Annotated in this window: 17 protein-coding genes; 10 read left to right on the top strand and 7 right to left on the bottom strand. The window is 71.7% G+C overall.

What is annotated here, in order from left to right; genetic code table 11:
* The first annotated feature begins 64 nt into the window (after window positions 1–64).
* Entirely contained in the window at window positions 65–760 is a 696-nt protein-coding gene (locus tag EV292_RS13185) for an HAD family hydrolase (protein ID WP_132909674.1), read from the top strand.
* A 207-nt stretch (window positions 761–967) separates the two neighbouring features.
* Here EV292_RS13185 and clpA read toward each other — a convergent pair whose 3' ends face one another.
* Both clpA and EV292_RS13175 read right to left on the bottom strand, forming a co-directional pair.
* The gene (gene clpA / locus EV292_RS13180; RefSeq protein WP_132909673.1) at window positions 968–3,295 is read right to left on the bottom strand and encodes an ATP-dependent Clp protease ATP-binding subunit ClpA; all 2,328 of its coding nucleotides are present in this window, start codon (window positions 3,293–3,295) and stop codon (window positions 968–970) included.
* Between the two features lie 130 nt (window positions 3,296–3,425).
* Window positions 3,426–3,623: a DUF1192 domain-containing protein gene (locus EV292_RS13175; protein WP_132909672.1), complete on the bottom strand. Its 198-nt coding sequence runs from the start codon at window positions 3,621–3,623 to the stop codon at window positions 3,426–3,428.
* 131 nt (window positions 3,624–3,754) lie between these two features.
* On the opposite strand from EV292_RS13175, the gene EV292_RS13170 reads away from it, so the two are divergent.
* Window positions 3,755–4,756 carry an NAD(P)H-quinone oxidoreductase gene (locus tag EV292_RS13170; RefSeq protein ID WP_207913426.1) on the top strand — a complete coding sequence of 334 codons (1,002 nt, stop codon included), beginning with the start codon at window positions 3,755–3,757 and terminating at the stop codon, window positions 4,754–4,756.
* 171 nt (window positions 4,757–4,927) lie between these two features.
* Here EV292_RS13170 and EV292_RS13165 read toward each other — a convergent pair whose 3' ends face one another.
* Both EV292_RS13165 and EV292_RS13160 read right to left on the bottom strand, forming a co-directional pair.
* Complete coding sequence (locus tag EV292_RS13165; protein ID WP_132909671.1) at window positions 4,928–6,235, bottom strand: MFS transporter; 1,308 nt, start codon at window positions 6,233–6,235, stop codon at window positions 4,928–4,930.
* Between the two features lie 301 nt (window positions 6,236–6,536).
* On the bottom strand, window positions 6,537–8,015 hold the full coding sequence (locus EV292_RS13160) for an alginate export family protein (protein ID WP_132909670.1): 1,479 nt from the start codon (window positions 8,013–8,015) through the stop codon (window positions 6,537–6,539).
* A gap of 164 nt (window positions 8,016–8,179) precedes the next feature.
* Here EV292_RS13160 and EV292_RS13155 point away from each other — a divergent pair, with 164 nt between their 5' ends.
* The 3 genes from EV292_RS13155 to EV292_RS13145 are packed head-to-tail and all read left to right on the top strand — an operon-like array spanning window position 8,180 to window position 12,220.
* Complete coding sequence (locus EV292_RS13155; protein WP_132909669.1) at window positions 8,180–9,949, top strand: ATP-binding protein; 1,770 nt, start codon at window positions 8,180–8,182, stop codon at window positions 9,947–9,949.
* Window positions 9,946–11,253, top strand: a complete 1,308-nt coding sequence (locus tag EV292_RS13150; protein WP_132909668.1) for a sigma-54 dependent transcriptional regulator — start codon at window positions 9,946–9,948, stop codon at window positions 11,251–11,253. The genes EV292_RS13155 and EV292_RS13150 overlap by 4 nt, the downstream gene beginning before the upstream one ends.
* Window positions 11,254–11,263: 10 nt before the next feature.
* Window positions 11,264–12,220 (top strand): M48 family metallopeptidase, encoded by a 957-nt coding sequence (locus EV292_RS13145; protein WP_132909667.1) that lies wholly within the window; start codon window positions 11,264–11,266, stop codon window positions 12,218–12,220.
* A gap of 307 nt (window positions 12,221–12,527) precedes the next feature.
* Here the strand turns inward: EV292_RS13145 and EV292_RS13140 are convergent, their stop codons facing one another.
* Window positions 12,528–12,908, bottom strand: coding sequence for a hypothetical protein (locus tag EV292_RS13140; protein WP_165927104.1), 381 nt, complete (start codon window positions 12,906–12,908; stop codon window positions 12,528–12,530).
* Complete coding sequence (locus tag EV292_RS13135; RefSeq protein WP_207913425.1) at window positions 12,893–13,591, bottom strand: protein-S-isoprenylcysteine O-methyltransferase; 699 nt, start codon at window positions 13,589–13,591, stop codon at window positions 12,893–12,895. The genes EV292_RS13140 and EV292_RS13135 overlap by 16 nt, the downstream gene beginning before the upstream one ends.
* A 214-nt stretch (window positions 13,592–13,805) precedes the next feature.
* On the opposite strand from EV292_RS13135, the gene EV292_RS13130 reads away from it, so the two are divergent.
* Complete coding sequence (locus tag EV292_RS13130) at window positions 13,806–14,138, top strand: hypothetical protein (protein WP_132909665.1); 333 nt, start codon at window positions 13,806–13,808, stop codon at window positions 14,136–14,138.
* Between the two features lie 532 nt (window positions 14,139–14,670).
* On the opposite strand, the gene EV292_RS13125 is transcribed toward EV292_RS13130, so the two are convergent.
* Window positions 14,671–16,059 carry a DEAD/DEAH box helicase gene (locus EV292_RS13125; protein ID WP_132909664.1) on the bottom strand — a complete coding sequence of 463 codons (1,389 nt, stop codon included), beginning with the start codon at window positions 16,057–16,059 and terminating at the stop codon, window positions 14,671–14,673.
* Window positions 16,060–16,320: 261 nt separating this feature from the next.
* Here EV292_RS13125 and EV292_RS13120 point away from each other — a divergent pair, with 261 nt between their 5' ends.
* Genes EV292_RS13120 through EV292_RS13105 form a run of 4 tightly spaced genes read left to right on the top strand, consistent with a single transcriptional unit; the run spans window position 16,321 to window position 19,963 of the window.
* Window positions 16,321–18,432, top strand: a complete 2,112-nt coding sequence (locus EV292_RS13120) for an ATP-binding protein (protein ID WP_132909663.1) — start codon at window positions 16,321–16,323, stop codon at window positions 18,430–18,432.
* Window positions 18,433–18,481: 49 nt separating this feature from the next.
* Complete coding sequence (locus EV292_RS13115; protein WP_132909662.1) at window positions 18,482–18,931, top strand: PaaI family thioesterase; 450 nt, start codon at window positions 18,482–18,484, stop codon at window positions 18,929–18,931.
* On the top strand, window positions 18,928–19,317 hold the full coding sequence (locus EV292_RS13110) for a PaaI family thioesterase (protein ID WP_132909661.1): 390 nt from the start codon (window positions 18,928–18,930) through the stop codon (window positions 19,315–19,317). Before EV292_RS13115 ends, EV292_RS13110 begins: the two co-directional genes overlap by 4 nt.
* 10 nt (window positions 19,318–19,327) lie before the next feature.
* The gene (locus EV292_RS13105) at window positions 19,328–19,963 is read left to right on the top strand and encodes a trimeric intracellular cation channel family protein (RefSeq protein WP_132909660.1); all 636 of its coding nucleotides are present in this window, start codon (window positions 19,328–19,330) and stop codon (window positions 19,961–19,963) included.
* Window positions 19,964–19,968: the final 5 nt, after the last annotated feature.

Genomic DNA, 19,968 nt, shown 5'->3' with positions numbered 1-19,968 from the left:
CCCCTCGCCCGACCCTTCCGGCCGCGCGCGCCAGCGGCTAGACGCCGCGCGGGGAGGGCCGTGCATGCCGATCGATCTCGTGTGCCTCGATGCCGACGACACCTTGTGGCACAACATGCGCTTCTTCGACGCCGCCGAGCGCGCCTTCGCCGAGCTGGTCGCGCCTTATGCCGAGGCGCCCGCGGCGCGCGCGCGGATGGAGGCGATCGAGGTGCGCAACCTCAAACATTACGGCTATGGCGCGAAGAGCTTCACGCTGTCGATGATCGAGACCGCGCTGGAGCTGGCGGGCGACGCGCTGCCCGCGGCGAGCGTGCGCCGTCTGCTCGAGATCGGGCGCACCTTGCTCGACCATCCGGTCGAGCTGCTCGACGACGTCGCCGCGACGCTCGACCGGCTCGCCGCCGCGGCGCGGCTGGTGCTGGTGACCAAGGGGGATCTGCTGCACCAGGAGGTGAAGCTCGCCGCCTCCGGGCTGGGCGGGCTGTTCACCGGGGTGGAGATCGTCAGCGACAAGCGCGCCGAGACGTTCGTGCGCGTGTTCCATCGCTATGGCTGCGCGCCCGAGCGCGCGGTGATGGCGGGGGATTCGCTCCGCTCGGACGTGCTGCCCGCGCTCGCCGCCGGTGCCTGGGGCGCCTATGTTCCGCAGCCGCTGGCGTGGAGCCACGAGGCCGCTGCGGTGCCGGCCGACCATCCCCGCTTCCGCCAGCTCGCACGGCTCGGCGACCTGCCGGACTGGATCGCGACGATCGGCTGAGCCTCGGTCTGGCCGCGCGACAGCGGGTGTGTGGAGTCGTGGGCGCACCGCCGCCGTCATGCCGGGCTCGACCCGGCATCCATGGTGCCGCGAGCCTTGCTCTCGCGGCGGGATGGATTCCGGCTCAAGGCCGGGATGACGGGGCCGGGTTGACGGGGCCGGGACGCCGCGCCGCGCGCGACGACCCGACCCGGCGTCACATGGCCCTCAGCCCGCCTCGACCGGCGCGGCCTTGCCGCCCTTTTTCTTGCCCGGCTTCTTCGGCGCGGCGGGCTCGATCGCGAAGGAGAGCGCGCCCTCCTTCAGCTTCACCGTCACCTCGCCGCCGTGGACCAGCTTGCCGAACAGCAGCTCCTCGGCGAGCGGCTGCTTGATCTTCTCCTGGATCAGGCGGCCCATCGGGCGCGCGCCGTACAGCTTGTCATAGCCCTTGTCGGTGAGCCACTTCTTGGCCTCGTCGTCGAGCTTGATGTGGACGTCGCGGTCGGCCAGCTGGAGTTCCAGCTGGAGGATGAACTTGTCCACCACACGCGCCACCACCTCGGGCGGCAGGTAGCCGAACGGCACGATCGCATCGAGCCGGTTGCGGAACTCGGGCGTGAACATCTTCTGCACCGCCTGCTCGTCCTCGCCCTCGCGGGTGAGGGTGCCGAAGCCGACCGTCTCGCGCGCCATGTCGGCCGCGCCCGCGTTGGTCGTCATGATCAGGATGACGTTGCGGAAGTCGACGGTCTTGCCGTGCTGGTCGGTGAGCCGCCCGTTGTCCATCACCTGCAGCAGGATGTTGAACAGGTCGGGGTGCGCCTTCTCGATCTCGTCGAGCAGCAGCACGCAATGCGGGTTCTGGTCGACCGCGTCGGTCAGCAGGCCGCCCTGGTCGAAGCCGACATAGCCCGGGGGCGCACCGATCAGCCGGCTGACCGAGTGGCGCTCCATATATTCGCTCATGTCGAAGCGCTGGAGCGGGATGCCCAGGATCGTCGAGAGCTGCTTGGCCACCTCGGTCTTGCCGACGCCGGTCGGGCCGGTGAAGAGATAGTTGCCGATCGGCTTCTCCGGCTCGCGCAGTCCGGCGCGCGCCAGCTTGATCGCCGACGACAGCTTCTCGATCGCGGCGTTCTGGCCGAACACCACGCGCTTCAGGTCGGTCTCGAGCGTCTCGAGCTGCTTCTTGTCGTCGGTCGACACGCTCTTCGGCGGGATCCGCGCCATGGTTGCGATGACCGCCTCGATCTCCTTGGCGGTGATCGTCTTCTTGCGCTTCGACGGCGGCACCAGCATCTGCATCGCGCCGACCTCGTCGATCACGTCGATCGCCTTGTCGGGCAGCTTGCGGTCGTTGATGTAGCGCGCGCTGAGCTCCACCGCCGACTTGATCGCGTCGGGCGTGTACTTGACCGAGTGATGGTCCTCGAACGCCGAGCGCAGGCCGGCGAGGATCTTGATCGTGTCCTCGATCGAGGGTTCGTTGACGTCGATCTTCTGGAAGCGCCGCAGCAGCGCGCGGTCCTTCTCGAAGTGGTTGCGGAACTCCTTGTAGGTGGTCGAGCCGATGCAGCGGATCGTGCCGCCCGACAGCGCCGGCTTGAGCAGGTTGGACGCGTCCATCGCGCCGCCGCTGGTCGCGCCGGCGCCGATCACGGTGTGGATCTCGTCGATGAACAGCACCGCGTGCGGCAGCTTCTCCAGCTCGTTGACGACCGCCTTGAGCCGCTCCTCGAAGTCACCGCGATAGCGCGTGCCGGCGAGCAAAGCGCCCATGTCGAGCGAGTAGATCACCGCGGGCTTGAGCACCTCGGGCACCTCGCCCTCGACGATCTTGCGCGCCAGCCCTTCCGCGATCGCGGTCTTGCCCACGCCGGGATCGCCGACGTAGAGCGGGTTGTTCTTGGAGCGGCGGCAGAGGATCTGCACGGTGCGGTCCACCTCGGCCATGCGGCCGATCAGGGGATCGACCTTGCCGACCTTCGCCTTCTCGTTGAGGTCGACGGTGAACTGCTTGAGCGCGCTCTCGCCCTTCTTGCCCGACGTGTCCGCCTTCTCCTTCTTCTCCTCCTCGGCCGCGCCCTTCACGCTGGTGGCCTCGGGGGTGGCGGCGCCCTTGCCGACGCCGTGGCTGATGAAGCTGACCGCGTCGAGGCGGCTCATGTCCTGCTGCTGGAGGAAATAGACCGCGTAGCTCTCGCGCTCGGAGAAGAGGGCGACCAGCACGTTGGCGCCGGTCACCTCGTCGCGGCCCGACGACTGGACGTGCAGGATCGCGCGCTGGACGACGCGCTGGAAGCCCGAGGTGGGCGAGGGATCGGTGGCGGCGTCGACGCGCAGCGCGCCGAGCTCGGTGTCGAGATAATGCGCGACCGTGGTCTTGAGCTCGCCGAGGTCGACGCCGCACGCGGACATCACCTGGCTGGCGTGCTCGTCGTCGATCAGCGCGAGCAGCAGATGCTCCAGCGTGGCATATTCGTGGCGGCGCGAGGAAGCGGCCTCGAGCGCCTTGTGCAGCGTGGTCTCGAGAGCGCTGGCGAATGAGGGCATCAGATTACTCCTAGCGGGCCGCGTGAGGACACGCGGCCCATCGTCACGAATGTCGTGATTGAGTGGCCCCGCATCAAGCGCTGGCCATCCGCACCGGGAGCGATGGTTCGCCAGCCCAGTGCGCCAGCGTTCATCGCTTGAATAGCGCGTCCGCGCTTGCACGATGGTTAACGGCGCCATCTATTTTGCGCCGGATCCGCGCGATCTCGCCTTCGAGTGCGGCGACGCGCGCCTCCAGCTCGGCGACGGAGAGCCGGTCGAGATCCTCGCGCAGCAGCGCGGCAAGCGGGTCGTCGCGCTGCGGGCCGAGGATGTCGTCGAGGTCCATGCGCGGATCGTCCTACCGGGGCGGCGCGGAGTCAAGCCGCGGCGAACCCGCGCGGCGGCGCGCGCGTTGACGCCCGCGCCGCCCCGGCCATAAGGCGGGGAAGACGCCAGAATGAAAGGGTTGCCCGAGCGATGACCGACCTGCCCGAGGTGATGCTGGCGATCGATCCCGCGGAGTCCGGCGGCCCGGAAGTGCTGGTGCCGGTCGAGCGCGCGGTGCCGCGGCCGGATGCGGGCGAGCTGCTGGTGCGAGTCGCCGCCGCGGGGGTCAACCGGCCCGACGTGCTGCAGCGCGAGGGGAAGTACCCGCCGCCGCCCGGCGCGCCGAGCGTGCTAGGGCTGGAGCTGGCGGGCGAGGTGGTGGCGCTCGGCGACGGGGTCGAGCCGGCGCTGCTCGGCCAGCCGGTCTGCGCGCTGGTCGCCGGCGGCGCCTATGCCGAATACGCGCTCGTGCCCGCGGGCCAGGTGCTGCCCGTGCCCGCGGCGCTGTCGCTGTTCGAGGCGGCGGCGCTGCCCGAGACGCTCTACACGGTGTGGACCAACCTGTTCGAGCGCGCCTTCGCGATGGAGGGCGACACGGTGCTGGTGCACGGCGGCACCAGCGGGATCGGCACGATGGCGATCACGCTCGCCAATCTGTTCGGGCTGGAGATCATCGTCACCGTCGGTTCGGACGAGAAGGCCGCGGCGGCGCTTCGGCTCGGCGCGGACCATGCGATCAACTATCGCAGCGAGGATTTCGTCGCGCGCGTGCGCGAGATCACCGAGGGACGCGGCTGCGCGGCGGTGCTCGACATGGTCGGCGGCGACTATGTGCCGCGCAACCTCCAGTGCCTCGCCGAGGACGGCCGCCATGTCTCGATCGCGGTGCAGCGCGGCGCCAGCGCGACCGTGCCGCTGTTCGAGATCATGCGGCGGCGGCTGACGCTGACCGGCTCGACGCTGCGCGCGCGCGACGCCGGCTTCAAGGCGCTGGTGACCGACGAGATCGCGCGGACGGTGTGGCCCTTCGCCGCGGCGGGCAAGCTCAAGCCGGTGATGGACCGCAGCTTCCCGCTGGCGCAGGCGGCCGAGGCGCACCGGCGGATGGAGAGCGGCGACCACGTCGGCAAGATCGTGCTGACGATGGGGTGAGACGCTGTGGGGCGGGGGCGCCCCTCTTCTCGGCGTCATCCTGAACTCGTTTCAGGATCCACCGTGCCGCGCACCCCGCGGCCGAGGCGCCTGCGGACCGGTGGATTCTGAGACAAGCTCAGGATGACGCCGGTGCGGAGAGGCGGGCGTTTGCGCTCACGCCCTCCCCCTTCAATCCTCCGCGATCAGGCTGGTCTTTCCCGTGTCGCGCATGCGCAGGTACACCAGCAGCGACACGCCGATCATCACCGTGACATACCAGTAGAAGCCCTGCTCCCAGCCGTGCTGCTTGAAGCTCAGCGCGACATATTCCGCCGTCCCGCCGAAGATCGTGTTGGCCAGCGCATAGGGCAGCGCCACCCCCAGCGCGCGGATGTGCGCGGGGAACAGCTCCGCCTTCACCACCGCGTTGATCGAGGTATAGCCCGTCACGATCACCAGCGCCGCCATCACCAGCAATCCCGCGACGGTCGCGTCGCGCGTCTGCTCCAGCGCGGAGAAGATCGGATAGGTGAACAGCACCCCCGCCACGCCGAACGCCACCATCAGCGGCTTGCGCCCGATCCGGTCCGACAGCCCGCCCGCGACCGGCTGGAGCAGCATGAAGGCGAACAGCGTCACCGCGTTGATCTGGGTCGCGGTCTCCTTGGAGAAGCCCGAGGTGTTGACCAGGAACTTCTGCATGTAGATCGAGTAAGCGTAGAAGGCGAGCGTGCCCCCGGCGGTGAGCAGCATCACCAGCGCGGTCTCGCGCGGGTGGCGGCGCAGCAGCGTGCCGAAGCCCGACTTGAGCGCGTCGCTCGCCTTGGCCTTCTCGAAGCTCTGCGTCTCGGCCAGCCCGCGGCGCAGCCAGAACACGACGAGCGCCAGCACCGCGCCGATCGCGAAGGGGATGCGCCAGCCCCAGCTCGTCAGCGCCGCCTCGCTCATCAGCGATTGCAACACCACCAGCAGCAGGATCGCGAGCAGCTGCCCCGAGATCAGCGTGACGTACTGGAAGGACGAGAAGAAGCCGCGCCGCTCCTTGCCCGCCATCTCGGACAGATAGGTCGCGCTGGCGCCATATTCGCCGCCCACCGACAGCCCCTGCATCAGCCGCGCGAGCACCAGCAGCGCGGGCGCGCCATAGCCGATCGTCTCGATCCCGGGCGCGCAGGCGATGATCAGCGAGCCGGTGCACATCAGCGTCACCGACAGCGTCAGCCCCGCCTTGCGCCCGCGCCGGTCGGCGTAGATGCCCATGATCCACGCCCCGATCGGCCGCATCACGAAGCCCACCGCGAACACCGCCGCGGCGCTCAGCAGCTGGGCGGTGGGGTCGTCCTTGGGGAAGAAGTGGCCGACGAAATAGAGCGTGAAGGCGGAATAGACGTACCAGTCGAACCACTCGACCAGATTGCCGGTCGAGCCGCCGATGATCGACTTGAGCCGGCCGGAAACAGGGGCTGCCGCGGGGGTGGTAGGTGGCGCGACGGCCATGGCGTCTCTCCTCATCGTATGTGGTTTATCTCGCGTAGAGCGCGGGCGCCCACAATCCTCCCCGGTCCGGGGAGGGCGATGACATGAGGGTGGTTCGCCCTGCGTCGACGTGTAGGTGACACCTCTTCCGTCATCCCGGGCTCGACCCGGGATCCATGGTGCGGCGTACGCCCAGACCGCGGTTCCTGCGGCGCCATGGATCCCGGCTCCAGGCCGGGATGACGGCAGAGCGTGAGACGGCGGTTCGCTGCAGCGCCCTTCGCGATCGACCGGCGGTACCGCGGAGGATCTGCGTCGCCCATCAGAACCGCAGGCTCAGCCAGGCCGCGAGGAAGTCCGAGCTGTGATACCCCGCACGCGTCAGCGCGTCCTTGGCGATCAGATGCTCGTAGCGCCCGGTCACGCTCACCCGCGGCGTCACCGCCCAGATCGCCTGGACGCGGATCAGGTCGGCGATGCGCTTGCCCGCCACGTCCTGCGTGCCGGCGAAGGCGGCGCCCGAGGCGCGGTACACCGCGTCCTTCTCGGTCGCGCGCCACGCCATCGTATATTCGCCCGTGACGCGCAGCCGCTTCACCGGGGTGAACGACACGTTGGGCGAGACCGACATCAGGTTGGTCGGCGTCAGGAACAGCTGGTAGCTGTAATAGATGTTGTTGCCGTACAGCCCGCTCGCGGTGCGCAGCGTGCCGCCGTCGTAGCTGCCCCCGCCGCTGGCATAATCGAGGTGGACGCCGACGCGCGGCGCGCTCGCCGCCGCGCCCAGCCGGTAGGTCTGCGCCACGAACGCCTGCCACGCGCGGATCGGCCGGTCACCGAAGGTGCCGCGCTGGTGGTTCACCGTCCAGTCGAGCGTCACCGGCCCGGCGTCGCCGTAGAGGTGGAGCCCGTAGAACAGGCGCTCCTCGCGCGCGACCGAGCCGTTCGACGTCGCCGCGCGATTGCGCAGCCGCCACACGAACGGATCGAAGAACAGCTTCGACCCGCCGAGGACCTCGCCGGGCAGCGCATAGCCGAAGGTGACGCCGCTGAAGCGCCGCCCGCCGTCGGTGCGATCGTCGCTCAATCCCTGCTGGCCGTAGTTCACGTAGCGCAGATCGAACAGGTCGGCGCGGACGCGCTTGCCGCGCGCATAGGCGCGGACACCGTCGAGCACGAAGTGGAGCGTGGGGTCGTCGCGCACCGAGGTGAGCAGGTTGGGCCCGTCGGAGAATTCCTGCCGCCCTGCGCGCACGCCCACGGACGCGCCGCCGATCGTGCCATAGACCTCGCCAAAGCCCTGCGACAGCGTCAGCGCGTTGCGCAGGTTGCCCGCGGGCGTGCCGAGGTTGACGCCGTCGACCCGCGCCTTGGCGAGCTCGCCGAAGACGCGGACATGCTCGCCGAGGTGGAGGTCGGCGCCGGCGAACACGCGCAGCCGCTCCTGCCGCTGCGCCTCGCGGTCGCGCAGGTCGGGGTTGGTGGTGGCCTGCACGCGGTAGCGGATCTCGCCCGACAGCGTGACATAGACCTTGCCGTCCTCGGTCAGCGGCAGGAACTTGAGCCGGTCGAGCGGGTCGTCGCGCTGGTCCGCGTCGGCCATCGCGCGCCAGTCCTCGGCCCAGCGCGAGACATTGTATTTGCCCTGTGCGGTGCCCTCGCCGATCCCGGCGGCGGGATATTCGGACGCGATCGGCGTCGCCGGCGCGGCCTTGCCGCCCCCCGCCTGCGCCCGGGCGGGCGCCGCCGCCAGCAGGGCAGGGGCGAGCAGCGCGCTCGACATCAGTGAAACTCGTATCATGACCTCTCCACGGGCTGGCGGCTCGACCCGGCGTGACGGCGGCCGTCGCTCTCCCGGCCATCGTACGTCGCCGCGGTCGGGCGGGCGAAAACACGCGCATCCTAGGATTTCCGCGGCTCCGGGCGCGGCGAGGCGCGGGTTTCCGCATGGTCTCGGCGACCCGGATGCGGTATCCCGCACGCGTGTTCCCGCCGCGTCGCCCCGGTCTGCTGCTCGCCGCGCTCGCGGTCGTGCTGCTCGGCGCGCTGTTCTACCTCGCCGCGGCGCACGTGACGCGGCAGCGCGCGCTCGACCGGGTCGAGGACGAGGCGCTGCGCACCGCGCGCCAGCAGGCGCGGCTGATCGACAGCGAGCTCGCCAAATTTCGCCTGCTGCCGATCGTGCTGAGCGAATATGGCGACCTGCGCGACGCGCTGGTGCAGGGCGCCGCCTCGCGCGCCGCGACGCGGCTCGACGACAAGCTCGCCTCGCTGGCGCGGCGCACCGGCGCGCCGGTGATCTACGCTATCGACTCGCGCGGTCTCACCGTCTCTGCCTCCAACGCCGCCGGCGCGCAGAGCTTCGTCGGCCACGATTACCGCTTCCGGCCCTATTTCCAGCAGGCGATGCGCGACGGCGCGGCCGAGCATTTCGCGCTCGGCAACGTCAGCGGGCGGCCCGGGCTGTTCATGGCGCGGCGGATCGACGGCGCCGCGGGGCCGCTCGGCGTCGTGGTGGTGAAGGTCGAGTTCGACGCGATCACGCGCGCCTGGGCCAATGATCCGGGCCAGACCCTGCTCGCCGACGCGCGCGGCATCGTGCTCGCCGCGACCGACCCGCGCGCCGCGCTCCACGTGCTCGCGCCGCTGCCGCCCGCGACGCTCGCCGCGATCCGCCGCACCGGCCAGTTCCTCGACCGCCCGCTCGCGCCGACCGGCTATCGCTTCGCCGGCCGCGACGTCACCGCGCCCGGCGGCGCGCCGCTGCGCCTCACCGCGGTGCCGGCGGCACATCCCGGCTGGCGGCTGCTCCACCTCGTGCCCGTCACGCGCGCGCTGCGCGACGCCGCCAATCTGGCGCGGCTCGCCACCGCCACCGCGGTGCTGCTGCTGGCGCTGGTCGCGGCGCTGTGGCTGTGGCGGACCAGCCGAATCGCGCGCGCGGCCGCCGATCGCGCCCGGCTCGAGCAGGCGGTGGCGGCGCGCACCGCCGAGCTCAGCGCGGCGATGGCGCGGCGCGAGGATGCCGACCGCCGCTTCCGCGCCGCGCGCGAGGAGCTGGCGCAGGCCAACCGGCTCGCCTCGCTGGGCTCGATCACGGCGGGGCTGGCGCATGAGATCAACCAGCCGGTAGCGACGATCCGCACGCTCGCCGAGAACGCGCGCCACCATCTCGCGCAGCAGCGCACCGAGCGCGTCGCCGCCAGCCTCGACAGTGCGGTGGCACTGACCGAGCGGATCGGCACGATCACTCAGGAGATGCGCCGCTTCGCCCGGCGCGGCAGCGGTACCGCGGGGCCGATCGCGCTCGACGACGTGATCGACGGCACGCGGCTGCTGGTGGGCGACCGGCTGCGCGCCGCGCGCGTCGCGCTCGACTGGCCGCCGCCGGGGCAGCCGAGCGTCTTCGCCGGGCGCGTGCGGCTGGAGCAGGTGCTGGTCAACCTGATCAACAACGCGGTCGACGCGCTCTTCGGGCGCGCCGACCCGCGCGTCGCGCTCACCGTGACGACGAGGGAGGAATGGGTGGAGCTGACCGTGGCGGACAACGGGCCGGGGATCGACCCGGCGCTGGGCGACGAGGTGTTCAGCCCCTTCGTCACCGGGCGCCCCGACGGGCTCGGGCTCGGGCTCGGCATCGCGCGCGACATCATCGCGCAGTTCGACGGCACGCTGCGGATCGTCCCCTCCCCGCTCGGCGGCGCGGCGTTCCGCGCGACGGTGCGGCGCACATGAGCGAGGTGCCGCTCCGGGTCGTGCTGATCGACGACGACGAGGGCCTGCGCACCGCGCTGGCCGATTCCTTCGCCATCGCCGGGATCGAGGTGGAGCCGCACGGCGACGCGCGCGCCGCGCTGGCGCAGCTCGACGCCGACTTCCGCGGCATCGTCGTCAGCGACATCCGCATGCCGCGGATGGACGGTCATGCCCTGTTCGAGGCGGTGGCCGCGCGCGACCCCGAGCTGCCGGTCATCCTGATGACCGGGCATGGCGACATCGCGATGGCGGTGGCGGCACTCAAGCAGGGCGCGTTCGACTTCATCGCCAAGCCCTTCGCCGCCGACCATCTGATCGCCAGCGCGCGCCGCGCGCTCGAGATGCGCCGGTTGGTGCTGGAGAACCGCCGGCTGCGCGTCGCCGCGGCGGAGGCGGAGACGCACTACCCGCTGATCGGCGACACCCCCGCGATGGTGCGGCTGCGCGACACGATCCGCCAGCTCGCCGACGTCGACGTCGACGTGCTGGTCGAGGGCGAGACCGGCACGGGCAAGGAGCTGGTCGCGCTGCTGCTCCACCGCTGGAGCCACCGCCGCGCGCGCCAGTTCGTCGCGGTCGACTGCGCCGCTTTGCCCGACGCGGTGGCGGACGAGGCGCTGTTCGGCAGCCGCGCCCAGCCCGGCCGCGTCGCCGACGCCGACCGCGGTACTTTGTTCCTCGACGAGATCGACAGCATGTCGCCCGCGCTCCAGGGCAAGCTGCTGCGCGTGGTCGAGGAGCGCGAGCTGCCCCAGCCCGGCGGCGCGCCGCGCGTCGTCAACCTGCGCGTCGTCGCCGCGGCGAAGACCGATCTCGCCGCCGCGGTGGCCGAGGGGCGGTTCCGCGCCGACCTGCTCTACCGGCTCGAGACGGTGCGGCTGCGCATCCCGCCATTGCGCGAGCGCCGCGCCGACGTGCCGTTGCTGTTCGCCTATTTCCTCGGCGAGGCGGCGGAGCGGTTCGGGCGCGAGCGGCCCAACATCGATCCCGCGGTGGAGGCGCGGCTCGTCGCCGACGACTGGACCGGCAACGTCCGCGAGCTGCGCAACTATGCCACGCGCGTCGTGCTCGGCGTGGCGGAGGGGACGCCGAGCGCGGCCGACCAGCTGCCTCTGGCGGAGCGGGTCGACCGCTTCGAGGCTGCGACGATCCGCGCCGCGCTCGACCGCGTCCGCGGCGACGTCGGCGCCGCCGCGGCCGAGCTTCAGCTCCCGCGCCGCAGTCTCTATGACAGACTACAGCGCCACGGCATCGAGCCCGCGGCGTTCCGCCAGCGCGAGTGATCCTGCCCCGATGCGTCTCTTGTTCCTGTTCGCTTCCTTTCTCCCCGCCGCGCTGCTCGCCGCCGCCCCCGCCGCGGCCGAGCCGACCCTGCTCGAGGTCGACCAGCGGCTCGCCGCGATCGCCTGGCGGCTGACGACCGCCAACGCGTCCTTGTGCCGCGACCAGCAGCCCGTGATCGGCGCCACGCTCCACGCCGCCGACCAATATCCCCCCGCGCTGCGTGCCGCCTTCGTCGCGCCGGTGACGGTCGAGCTGGTGGTGCCGGGCGCCCCGGCGGCGAGCGCGGGGGTGGCGGCGGACGACGGGCTGATCGCGGTCGACGGCGCGGCGGTCGCGGCGCCGGCGGGCGGTGACGACGCCACCAGCGCGACGCGCGACGCCGCGCAGGCGCTGATCGCCGCGCGCCCGCCGGCCGCGCCGATCGCGCTGACATTGCGCCGCGCGGGGGCCGAGCGGACCGTCACGGTGCAGCCGCGTGCGGGCTGCCGCGTCGAGTTCGAGGTGCTCGCGGGCAGCAAGCTCGGCGCGTCCTCCGACGGGCGCGTGGTGCAGGTCGGCGGGCGGTTGTTCGAGTCGTTCGGCGACGATCAGGTCGCGGTCGTGGTGGCGCATGAGCTGGCGCACGCGATCCTGCGGCATCGCGCGCGGCTGGAGGCGGCGGGAGTCAAATGGGGGCTGCTCGCCGAGCTGGGGCGCAACGGCCGGCTGTTCCGCCAGACCGAGACCGAGGCCGACCTGCTCGGCGCCTATCTGCTTCGCAACGCCGGCTGGGACCCGCAGCTGGCGGTGCGCTTCTGGCGCGAGGAGGGTGGCAAGATCGACGGCGGCCTGTTCCGCAGCCGCACCCACCCGTCCGCCAAGGCACGCGCAGAGGCGATCGCGACCGAGCTGGCGACCATGCCCGCGGACGCGCCGCTGCCCTATGCGCCGCCGCTGCTGGCGAAGCGCGACGCGCCGCTCGAATAGGGGCTGATCGATCGACGTTGAAGCGTGCTTCGGCGAACGCCAGAGCCCATGGCCGCGAGGCTAGCGTTCTTGGCCTTGAGCTGCTGCCGGCGGAGGAGCACGCGCGTGTTTCGAACGTGGCGGATGTAACGTTGGCGTGTGATCCCTCTGGCGTGAACCCGCCGCGTGCTCCTGCGAACGCAGGAGCCTAGAGTCACGAGCGTCACGCCTGTGGCACTGGGCTCCCGCGTCCGCAGGAGCACGGAGAAACCCCAGCCCATGCTCCCGCGACCGCCACCTCGCGCGCCCCCGCGTGCGGGTGCTGTCGCTAACGGCCCGCCGGTCGCGCGCGCGCCATCGCCGCCATCACCGTGGCCGAGGCGAGCGCGCCCGCGAACAGGTCGCGCCGGGCACGTCGCGCGCGGCAGCAGGGGAAGGTCGCCAGCCGCGCGGGATCGGCGATCAGCGCGCAGAGCAGCGCCTCGTCGGCGTCGGGGCCGAACGGGCAGCCGCGGCACAGCGCGCGTCCGGCCCAGGCCTCGCCCAGCGTCATCACGCTGTCGATCACCGGCGCGAGCATGTCATAGCCGAGCGGCGCGAGCAGCGCGTGGAGCCGCTGCTGCACGGGCGCGCGATGGTCACGCGCGCGCCGCCAGCAGCGCACCGCGCGCAACACGACGGGCGCGGGCAGCGTCAGCGCCGCGGCCACAGCCACCCCACCCGCGCGCGATAGGCGTCATAATCCGCGCCGAAGCGCTCGCGCATCATCGCCTCCTCCTGCGGCACGCGCAGCAGGCACAAGGCCGCGAAGGCGGGGAGCGCCAGCGCGCCGGCGATCGCATTGTGGATCAGCAGCGGCTGCGCCACGACCGACAGGCCGATCGCGACATACATCGGGTGACGCCAGCGCGCATAGACGCCGCGGGTGACCAATTGATGGTCGCGGCGCAGCTCGAGCCCGGGGCTCCAGTTGCGACCCAGATCGGCGTGGCTGCGGTAGAACAGCCACAGCAGCGGCGGCACCAGCGCCGCGCCCAGCACGCTCGCCGCCGCGGGAAGCGGGTAATCGGCGAAGGCGAACAGGCCGGTGGCGAGGTGGAGCAGCGGCAGCAGCATCATCGTCGCGAACATCGCCGCGAGCACCAGCTGCTCCGCCGCGCCGAGGCGGCGCGTGACGATCGCGTTGCGGCGGTTGCGGCGATGATGCGGCAGCCGGATCGCGGACATGGCGCCATAGCCGGCGAGCCACACCAGCGGCGGCCAGCCGAGCGTCCGCCATCGCACCAGCGCCGCCGCGACCAGAACGAGCGACGTCAGCAGGAGCAGGCCAGTGGTGACGCCGACCATCAGCGGGGGGCGGGGGGGCGTGCGCTGTGCGGCGATCGTGTCCATGCTCGGCTCCTTGTTCGCTAATGCGAGTCTCTAGCATGAAGGATCGAGGATGTCAGCCGGGTTCGTCCGCGCGATGGCCCGTTTCGAGGATCGCGCGACGCGACATGAAGGGTGGCGCGCGGCGAGCGAGCGGACGCTGCGTCGGCGGGGGCTGGCCGGCCGCGCCGACGCGACGGCGCGCGGAGCCCGCGCTTGTACCGTGCGTTAGGGGAGGATGACCGATCCCGTTGATCCAGAACGCCGCCGCAAGCCCGCCTTCGACAAGGAAACGGGCAAGTTCGGCCAAGGCTATACCCGCGAGGACGAGCAACGTCTCGGCGCCGAGATGCCGTCAGGCTCAGTCGCGCCGCGCGCCTCGCGGATCGAGGCGGACGACCCCGCTTTGCCCCCCGACAACGGGCGCCGCGCCAGCTTCGACCCCGCCACCGGCGCGGTCCATGGCAGTGGTGCCGGCGCGGGCGGGGGCAATCCCGGCGAGGACCTGGAGGAGGATCGCGCCGGCGGCGACGGTCAGCCGCTCACCGGCAGCCGCGCGCGCCCGCGCTAGCGTGTGGTTTATCGCGTGCGGACCAGCCAAGTGCTCCTGCGAACGTAGGCGCTCAGAGCCACGCGCGTCACGTTTGCGGCACTGGACACCTGCATCCGCAAGAGCCCGGCTTAACCGGGGCGGATCGGTCCGGACCCAAAAAGGTTCATTGTCGCGGAAGCGGCTTGCCCCCGTCATCCCGGGCCCTTCGACAAGCTCAGGAGAGCCTTGACCCGGGATCCATCGCGCCGCGAGAGCCGCCGGCGTTGCTCTCGCGGCACCATGGATCCCGGCGCGAAGCCGGGATGACGGTGATGAAAGACTAAGCCGCCTTTTGCGGTCCGGACCCATCGATACCCCAAAGGCGGATCCGTTCGAGCCGACCCGCGCTCCCGCACGCGCGGGAGGACCGAGCGGCGGGCCGTAGCGCCGATGGCCCTGGACTCAGGCGTTCGCCGGAGCGCGTCGCCGCATCGGATGAGCGGGACCAGATCCGCGACCGCGACCGGCAGAGGGCGCTGGCCCCCTGCCGTCAGCGGCGGAGCGCAGGCGCTCAGCGCGCCGCGGGCGCCCCGCCGCCGGCACCCCGGCCGCGGCCGCCGCGGCGACGGCGGTTGCCCCCGCCATTGCCACCCGCCGGACCGGCGCTCGCGTTGGCGTAGTTGCGGCCCTGCGGCGAACCCGCGGTCGGGCGCGGCGCATGCGTCGCCTTGGGACGCGCCGGCGGACGGCCGCCGCGCGGACGATCCTCGCGCGGCGCGGGGTCGGCGCCGATCGCCTTGACGCGCTCGCTCTTGAGCTGCTCGGCGCGGCGCAGGAAGTCCTCGGGCAGCGCGACCTGGGTGACCTTCTGGCGCGTCAGCTTCTCGATGTCCTTGAGGTAGGGCCGCTCGTCGTCCGCGCAGAAGGCGATCGCCTCGCCGCTGCGCCCGGCGCGCGCGGTGCGGCCGATACGGTGGACATATTGCTCGGGCACGTTGGGCAGCTCGAAGTTGAACACATGGCTCACCCCCGAGACGTCGATGCCGCGCGCGGCGATGTCGGTGGCGACCAGGATCGGCACCTCGCCCGCCTTGAACGCCGCCAACGCGCGCTCGCGCTGCGGCTGCGACTTGTTGCCGTGGATCGCGTTGGCGGCGATGCCGTTGCCCGCGAGCAGTTTCACGACGCGGTCGGCGCCGTGCTTGGTGCGGGTGAACACCAGAGCGCGGTCGATCTTGGTCTCGCGCAGCAGGATGGTGAGCAGCGCCTGCTTCTCGGTCTGGTTGCAGAAGATCACCGACTGGTCGACGCGCTCCGCGGTGGTCGACTGCGGCACCACCGAGACGGTCGCCGGATCGGTGAGGAACTGGTCGGCGAGCTGGCGGATCGACGGCGGCATCGTCGCGGAGAAGAACAGCGACTGGCGCTTGCGCGGCAGCATGCGCACGATCTTCTTGAGCGCGTGGATGAAGCCGAGGTCGAGCATCTGATCGGCCTCGTCGAGCACGAGGATCTCGAGCATCGACAGGTTGAGATAGCCCTGCTCGATCACGTCGATCAGGCGACCCGGCGTGGCGACCAGGATATCGACGCCGCGCGCGACGTCGTTGCGGTTCTTGGCGATGCTGGTGCCGCCGAACACGGTCGCCACCGACAATTTGGAGAATCGCCCGTAGCCGCGCGCCGATTCGGCGATCTGGCTGGCGAGCTCGCGCGTCGGCGCCAGCACCAGCATGCGGCAGTGCGTCGGCAGCGGCTTCTTGCCTTCCGACAAGCGCTGGATCGAGGGCAGCACGAAGGCCGCGGTCTTGCCGGTGCCGGTCTGCGCGATGCCGAGCAGGTCCTTGCCCTCGAGCAGCAGCGGGATGCTGTCGCGCTGGATCGGGGTGGGCTCGGTATAGCCCTTTGCCTCGAGCGCGCGGACGAGCGGCTCGGCCAGGCCGAGATGGGAGAATGACATGGGATAATCCTGCGAAACAGGCCCACCGCGCGTCACGAAGACGCACGGGTGGCGGGGGGAGAATGACGCCCCGCGTGACTTGGGAAGCCCTGAAACAACAACCGAGACGGAGCCTGAACCCGCAAGGGCCCGATCACGCTGCATACGTCTCGATGCGGCGCAGATGGCGCAGGTGCAGCAAAAAGTCAAGGTGATGGCGTTGAACCCCTGGCCCATGATGGTGTTTGGACGAGGTGACGTTACCGAAGCAGCCTCTCTGACATGACCGACCCCACCGTTCCGACGCCGCGCCCACGCGCGCCCGCCGAGGCGCCCAGTATCGGGCGCTGGGACTGGGACATCCGGGCCGATCGCGTCACCTCCGACAGCGGCTTCGCCGCGCTCTATGGCGTAGCCCCAGAATTGGCACGCGACGGCGCGCCAATCGCCGACTTCTTCGGCGGCATTCATCCCGACGACCTGCCGCGCGTGCGCGAGGCGATCGACCACAGCATCGCCAGCGGTGCGCCGTTCGAAGCGGAATATCGGCTCGTCGACGCGGAGGGGCGGACGCGCTGGGTCGCGGCGCAGGGGCGTGTCGACCGCGATGCGGAGGGCGCGCCGGTCCACTTCCCCGGCGTCAGCTTCGACATCGACCAGCGCAAGCGCGCCGAGCTGCGCCTCGCCGCGCTGGTCGAGCTCGGCGATCGGCTGCGCGAGCCGGGCGACGCGGGCGACCTCGCGCTCGCCGCCGCCAAGGTGCTGGGCCGCGCGCTCGACGTCAGCCGTGCCGGCTATGGCACGGTCGACGCGGTGGCGGAGACGATCACCACCGAGCGTGCCTTCTGCGCGCCGGGCATCGATCCGCTGCCCGCCGTGCTCCACTTCCGCGACTATGGCTCGTATATCGAGGATCTTAAACGCGGCGTCACCGTCGCGATCGAGGACGTGCGGCTCGACCCGCGCACGCGCGACACCGCCGAGGGCCTGCGCCAGCTCGCCGCCATGTCGTTCATCAATATGCCGGTGACCGAGCAGGGCGGCTTCGTCGCGCTGCTGTACCTCAATCACGCGCACCCGCGGCCGTGGAGCGACGAGGAACAGGCGTTCGTCCGCGAAGTGGCCGAGCGGACCCGCGACGCGGTCGAGCGTCGTCGCGCCGAGCGCGAGTTGGCCGACCTCACCGCACATCTCGAGCAGGAGGTGGAGGCGCGCACCACCGAGCTGATGCGCGCCGAGGAGCAGCTGCGCCAAGCGCAGAAGATGGAGGCGGTGGGCCAGCTCACCGGCGGGTTGGCGCATGATTTCAACAATCTGCTGACTGGCATCTCGGGCGCGCTGGAGATGATCCAGGTGCGCGTGGCGCAGGGCCGCGTCGCCGAGCTCGACCGCTACGTCACTGCCGCACAGGGCGCGACGCGCCGCGCCGCAGCGTTGACGCATCGGCTGCTCGCTTTCTCGCGCCGCCAGACGCTCGACCCGCGCCCGACCGACGTCAACAGGCTGGTCAGCGACATGGAGGATCTGATCCGTCGCACTGTCGGCCCGGCGATCACGCTCGAGGTGGTCGGCGCGGCGGGGCTGTGGGACGCGCTGGTCGACCCCAATCAGCTCGAGAACGCACTGCTCAACCTGTGCATCAACGCACGCGACGCGATGCCAGAGGGGGGACGGATCACGATCGAGACCGCCAATCGCTGGCTCGACGAGCGCGGCGCGCGCGAGCGCGACCTGCCGCCGGGCCAGTATCTCTCGCTCTGCGTCAGCGATACCGGCACGGGCATGACGCCCGAGGTGCAGGCGCGCGCCTTTGACCCCTTCTACACCACCAAGCCGTTGGGCGAGGGCACCGGGCTGGGCCTGTCGATGATCTACGGCTTCGCGCGCCAGTCGGGCGGGCAGGCGCGCATCTACAGCGAGGTAGGACAGGGGACGACCTTGTGCATCTACCTGCCGCGCCACTATGGCGAGGCGGGCGGCGAGGAGGAGGCGGCGCTGCCGCTCGACCAGGCACCGGCGGCGCAGGGGACGCCGGTGGTGCTGGTGGTCGACGACGAGCCGACGATCCGGATGCTGGTGGTCGAGGTGCTCGCCGGGCTGGGCTATGCCACATTGGAGGCGGGCGACGGCGCGGCGGCGCTGCGGCTGCTCGGCGCGGGCGCGCGGCCCGACCTGCTGGTGACCGACGTCGGCCTGCCCGGCCAGATGAACGGGCGCCAGGTCGCCGACGCCGCGCTGGCGCTGATGCCCGCGCTCAAGGTGCTGTTCATCACCGGCTATGCCGAGAATGCGGTGATCGGCGGCGGTCAGCTGGCGCCCAACATGGGGCTGCTCACCAAGCCTTTCGCGATGGAGGCACTGGCGGGCAAGGTGCGCGCGCTGCTGGCGGGGTGAGCCGCGCGGCGCTGTTGCGTCCGCGCGCCGCGCGTGTAGACGCTGCGCCATGGACCTGGACCCGGCGGCCGCGCTCAGGGCGCTCGAGAACCGCAACTTCGGCGGGCACAGCGCGCGGCTGGGCATCCGCTATCATGACGCCGGCCCCGGCTGGGTCGAGTTGGCGCTGCCTTTCTCGCCCGATCTGATCGGTGACGAGGACAGCGGCGTGCTCGCCTCGGGGCCGATTATCGCGCTGATGGACGTCGCCACCAGCATCGCGGTGTGGCAGCGCATCGCCGCCTTCGCGCCGCACGCGACGCTGGACCTGCGGATCGACTATCTGCGCCCCGCCCGCCCCGGACTCACCGTGATCGGCCGCGCCGAGTGCCTGCGCGTCGCGCGCTCGATCGCCTTCACCCGCGGCATCGCGCATGACGGTGACCTCGCCGACCCGGTGGCGCATGTCGCGGCCACCTTCATGGTGCCGAGCGGCACCTACCCCAAGGTGGCGCCGTGAAGCTCCCCCCTTATGCCGAGCTGCTCGGCGCCGCGCTCGAGTTCGACGCCGCGGGCGCGCCCGTGATCGTGATGCCGTTCGGCGAGGATGTCGTCGGCCGCCCCGGCTTCCTCCAGGGCGGCGCGATCTCGGGGCTGCTCGAGGTCGCCGCGATCGCTGCGCTGCGTCACGCGCTGGCGGGCGAGGAGGGCGGCGGCGGGCGCGTCAAGCCGATCAACGTCACCGTCGACTTCATGCGCGGCGGGCGCGACCATGTCACTCGCGCCGCGGGGACGATCACGCGGTTGGGCACGCGCGTCGCCAATGTCGAGGCGGTGGCGTGGCAGGACGACCGTGCCCGCCCGATCGCGGCGGCGCGGATGAACTATCTGATCGAGCGCGACTAGGCCGCGCGCGATGACACCGCCGCTCGAGCCCGCGGTGCTGTTGCCGGCGTTCGCGCCCTATCTCGACGTGGCCGGGATCGCGGTGTTCGCCGCCTCGGGCGCGCTGGCGGCGGCACGGCGCGCGCAGACGCCGGTGACGCTCGCTTTCTTCGCGCTGGTCACCGGGGTCGGCGGGGGCACGGTGCGCGACCTGCTGATCGGCGCGCCGGTCTTCTGGGTGCATGACGCGCGCGTCGCCGCGGTGTGCCTGGTGATGGCGGCGGTGATCTGGGCCACCCCGGAGCGCTGGTGGCGCGGGGCCGCGCTCGACTGGTTCGACGCGGTCGGGCTCGCCGCCTACGCGGTCTATGGCGCGGCCAAGGCGCTGGGCTATGGCGTGCCCCCGGTCCCCGCCGCGCTGATGGGGGTGGTGACGGGCTGCGTCGGCGGCATCATCCGCGACGTGCTCGCGGGCGAGCCCTCGATCCTGATGCGCCCCGAACTCTACGTCACCGCCGCCGCGCTGGCGGCGGGGCTCCACGTCACGCTGCGCCAGCTCGGCGTGCCCCCACCCGTCGCCGCCAGCGTGGCGGCGGTGGCGGGGTTCACGCTGCGCGCCGCGGCGATCCGGTGGAAGCTCGCGCTGCCCGCCTACGGGCCGCGCTGAGCCGG

Origin of the sequence: Sphingomonas sp. BK235, assembly GCF_004345855.1 — a bacterium.
In the GTDB taxonomy this organism is placed as follows: Bacteria; Pseudomonadota; Alphaproteobacteria; order Sphingomonadales; family Sphingomonadaceae; genus Sphingomonas.
This window is presented reverse-complemented; position numbering and strand designations above follow the sequence as displayed.

Coding starts and splice junctions, on each gene's coding strand:
- EV292_RS13185 (WP_132909674.1), top strand. CDS start 65: ATGCCGATCGATCTCGTGTGCCTCGATGCCGACGACACCTTGTGGCAC.
- clpA (WP_132909673.1), bottom strand. CDS start 3,295: ATGCCCTCATTCGCCAGCGCTCTCGAGACCACGCTGCACAAGGCGCTC.
- EV292_RS13175 (WP_132909672.1), bottom strand. CDS start 3,623: ATGGACCTCGACGACATCCTCGGCCCGCAGCGCGACGACCCGCTTGCC.
- EV292_RS13170 (WP_207913426.1), top strand. CDS start 3,755: ATGACCGACCTGCCCGAGGTGATGCTGGCGATCGATCCCGCGGAGTCC.
- EV292_RS13165 (WP_132909671.1), bottom strand. CDS start 6,235: ATGGCCGTCGCGCCACCTACCACCCCCGCGGCAGCCCCTGTTTCCGGC.
- EV292_RS13160 (WP_132909670.1), bottom strand. CDS start 8,015: ATGATACGAGTTTCACTGATGTCGAGCGCGCTGCTCGCCCCTGCCCTG.
- EV292_RS13155 (WP_132909669.1), top strand. CDS start 8,180: ATGCGGTATCCCGCACGCGTGTTCCCGCCGCGTCGCCCCGGTCTGCTG.
- EV292_RS13150 (WP_132909668.1), top strand. CDS start 9,946: ATGAGCGAGGTGCCGCTCCGGGTCGTGCTGATCGACGACGACGAGGGC.
- EV292_RS13145 (WP_132909667.1), top strand. CDS start 11,264: ATGCGTCTCTTGTTCCTGTTCGCTTCCTTTCTCCCCGCCGCGCTGCTC.
- EV292_RS13135 (WP_207913425.1), bottom strand. CDS start 13,591: ATGGACACGATCGCCGCACAGCGCACGCCCCCCCGCCCCCCGCTGATG.
- EV292_RS13130 (WP_132909665.1), top strand. CDS start 13,806: ATGACCGATCCCGTTGATCCAGAACGCCGCCGCAAGCCCGCCTTCGAC.
- EV292_RS13125 (WP_132909664.1), bottom strand. CDS start 16,059: ATGTCATTCTCCCATCTCGGCCTGGCCGAGCCGCTCGTCCGCGCGCTC.
- EV292_RS13120 (WP_132909663.1), top strand. CDS start 16,321: ATGACCGACCCCACCGTTCCGACGCCGCGCCCACGCGCGCCCGCCGAG.
- EV292_RS13115 (WP_132909662.1), top strand. CDS start 18,482: ATGGACCTGGACCCGGCGGCCGCGCTCAGGGCGCTCGAGAACCGCAAC.
- EV292_RS13105 (WP_132909660.1), top strand. CDS start 19,328: ATGACACCGCCGCTCGAGCCCGCGGTGCTGTTGCCGGCGTTCGCGCCC.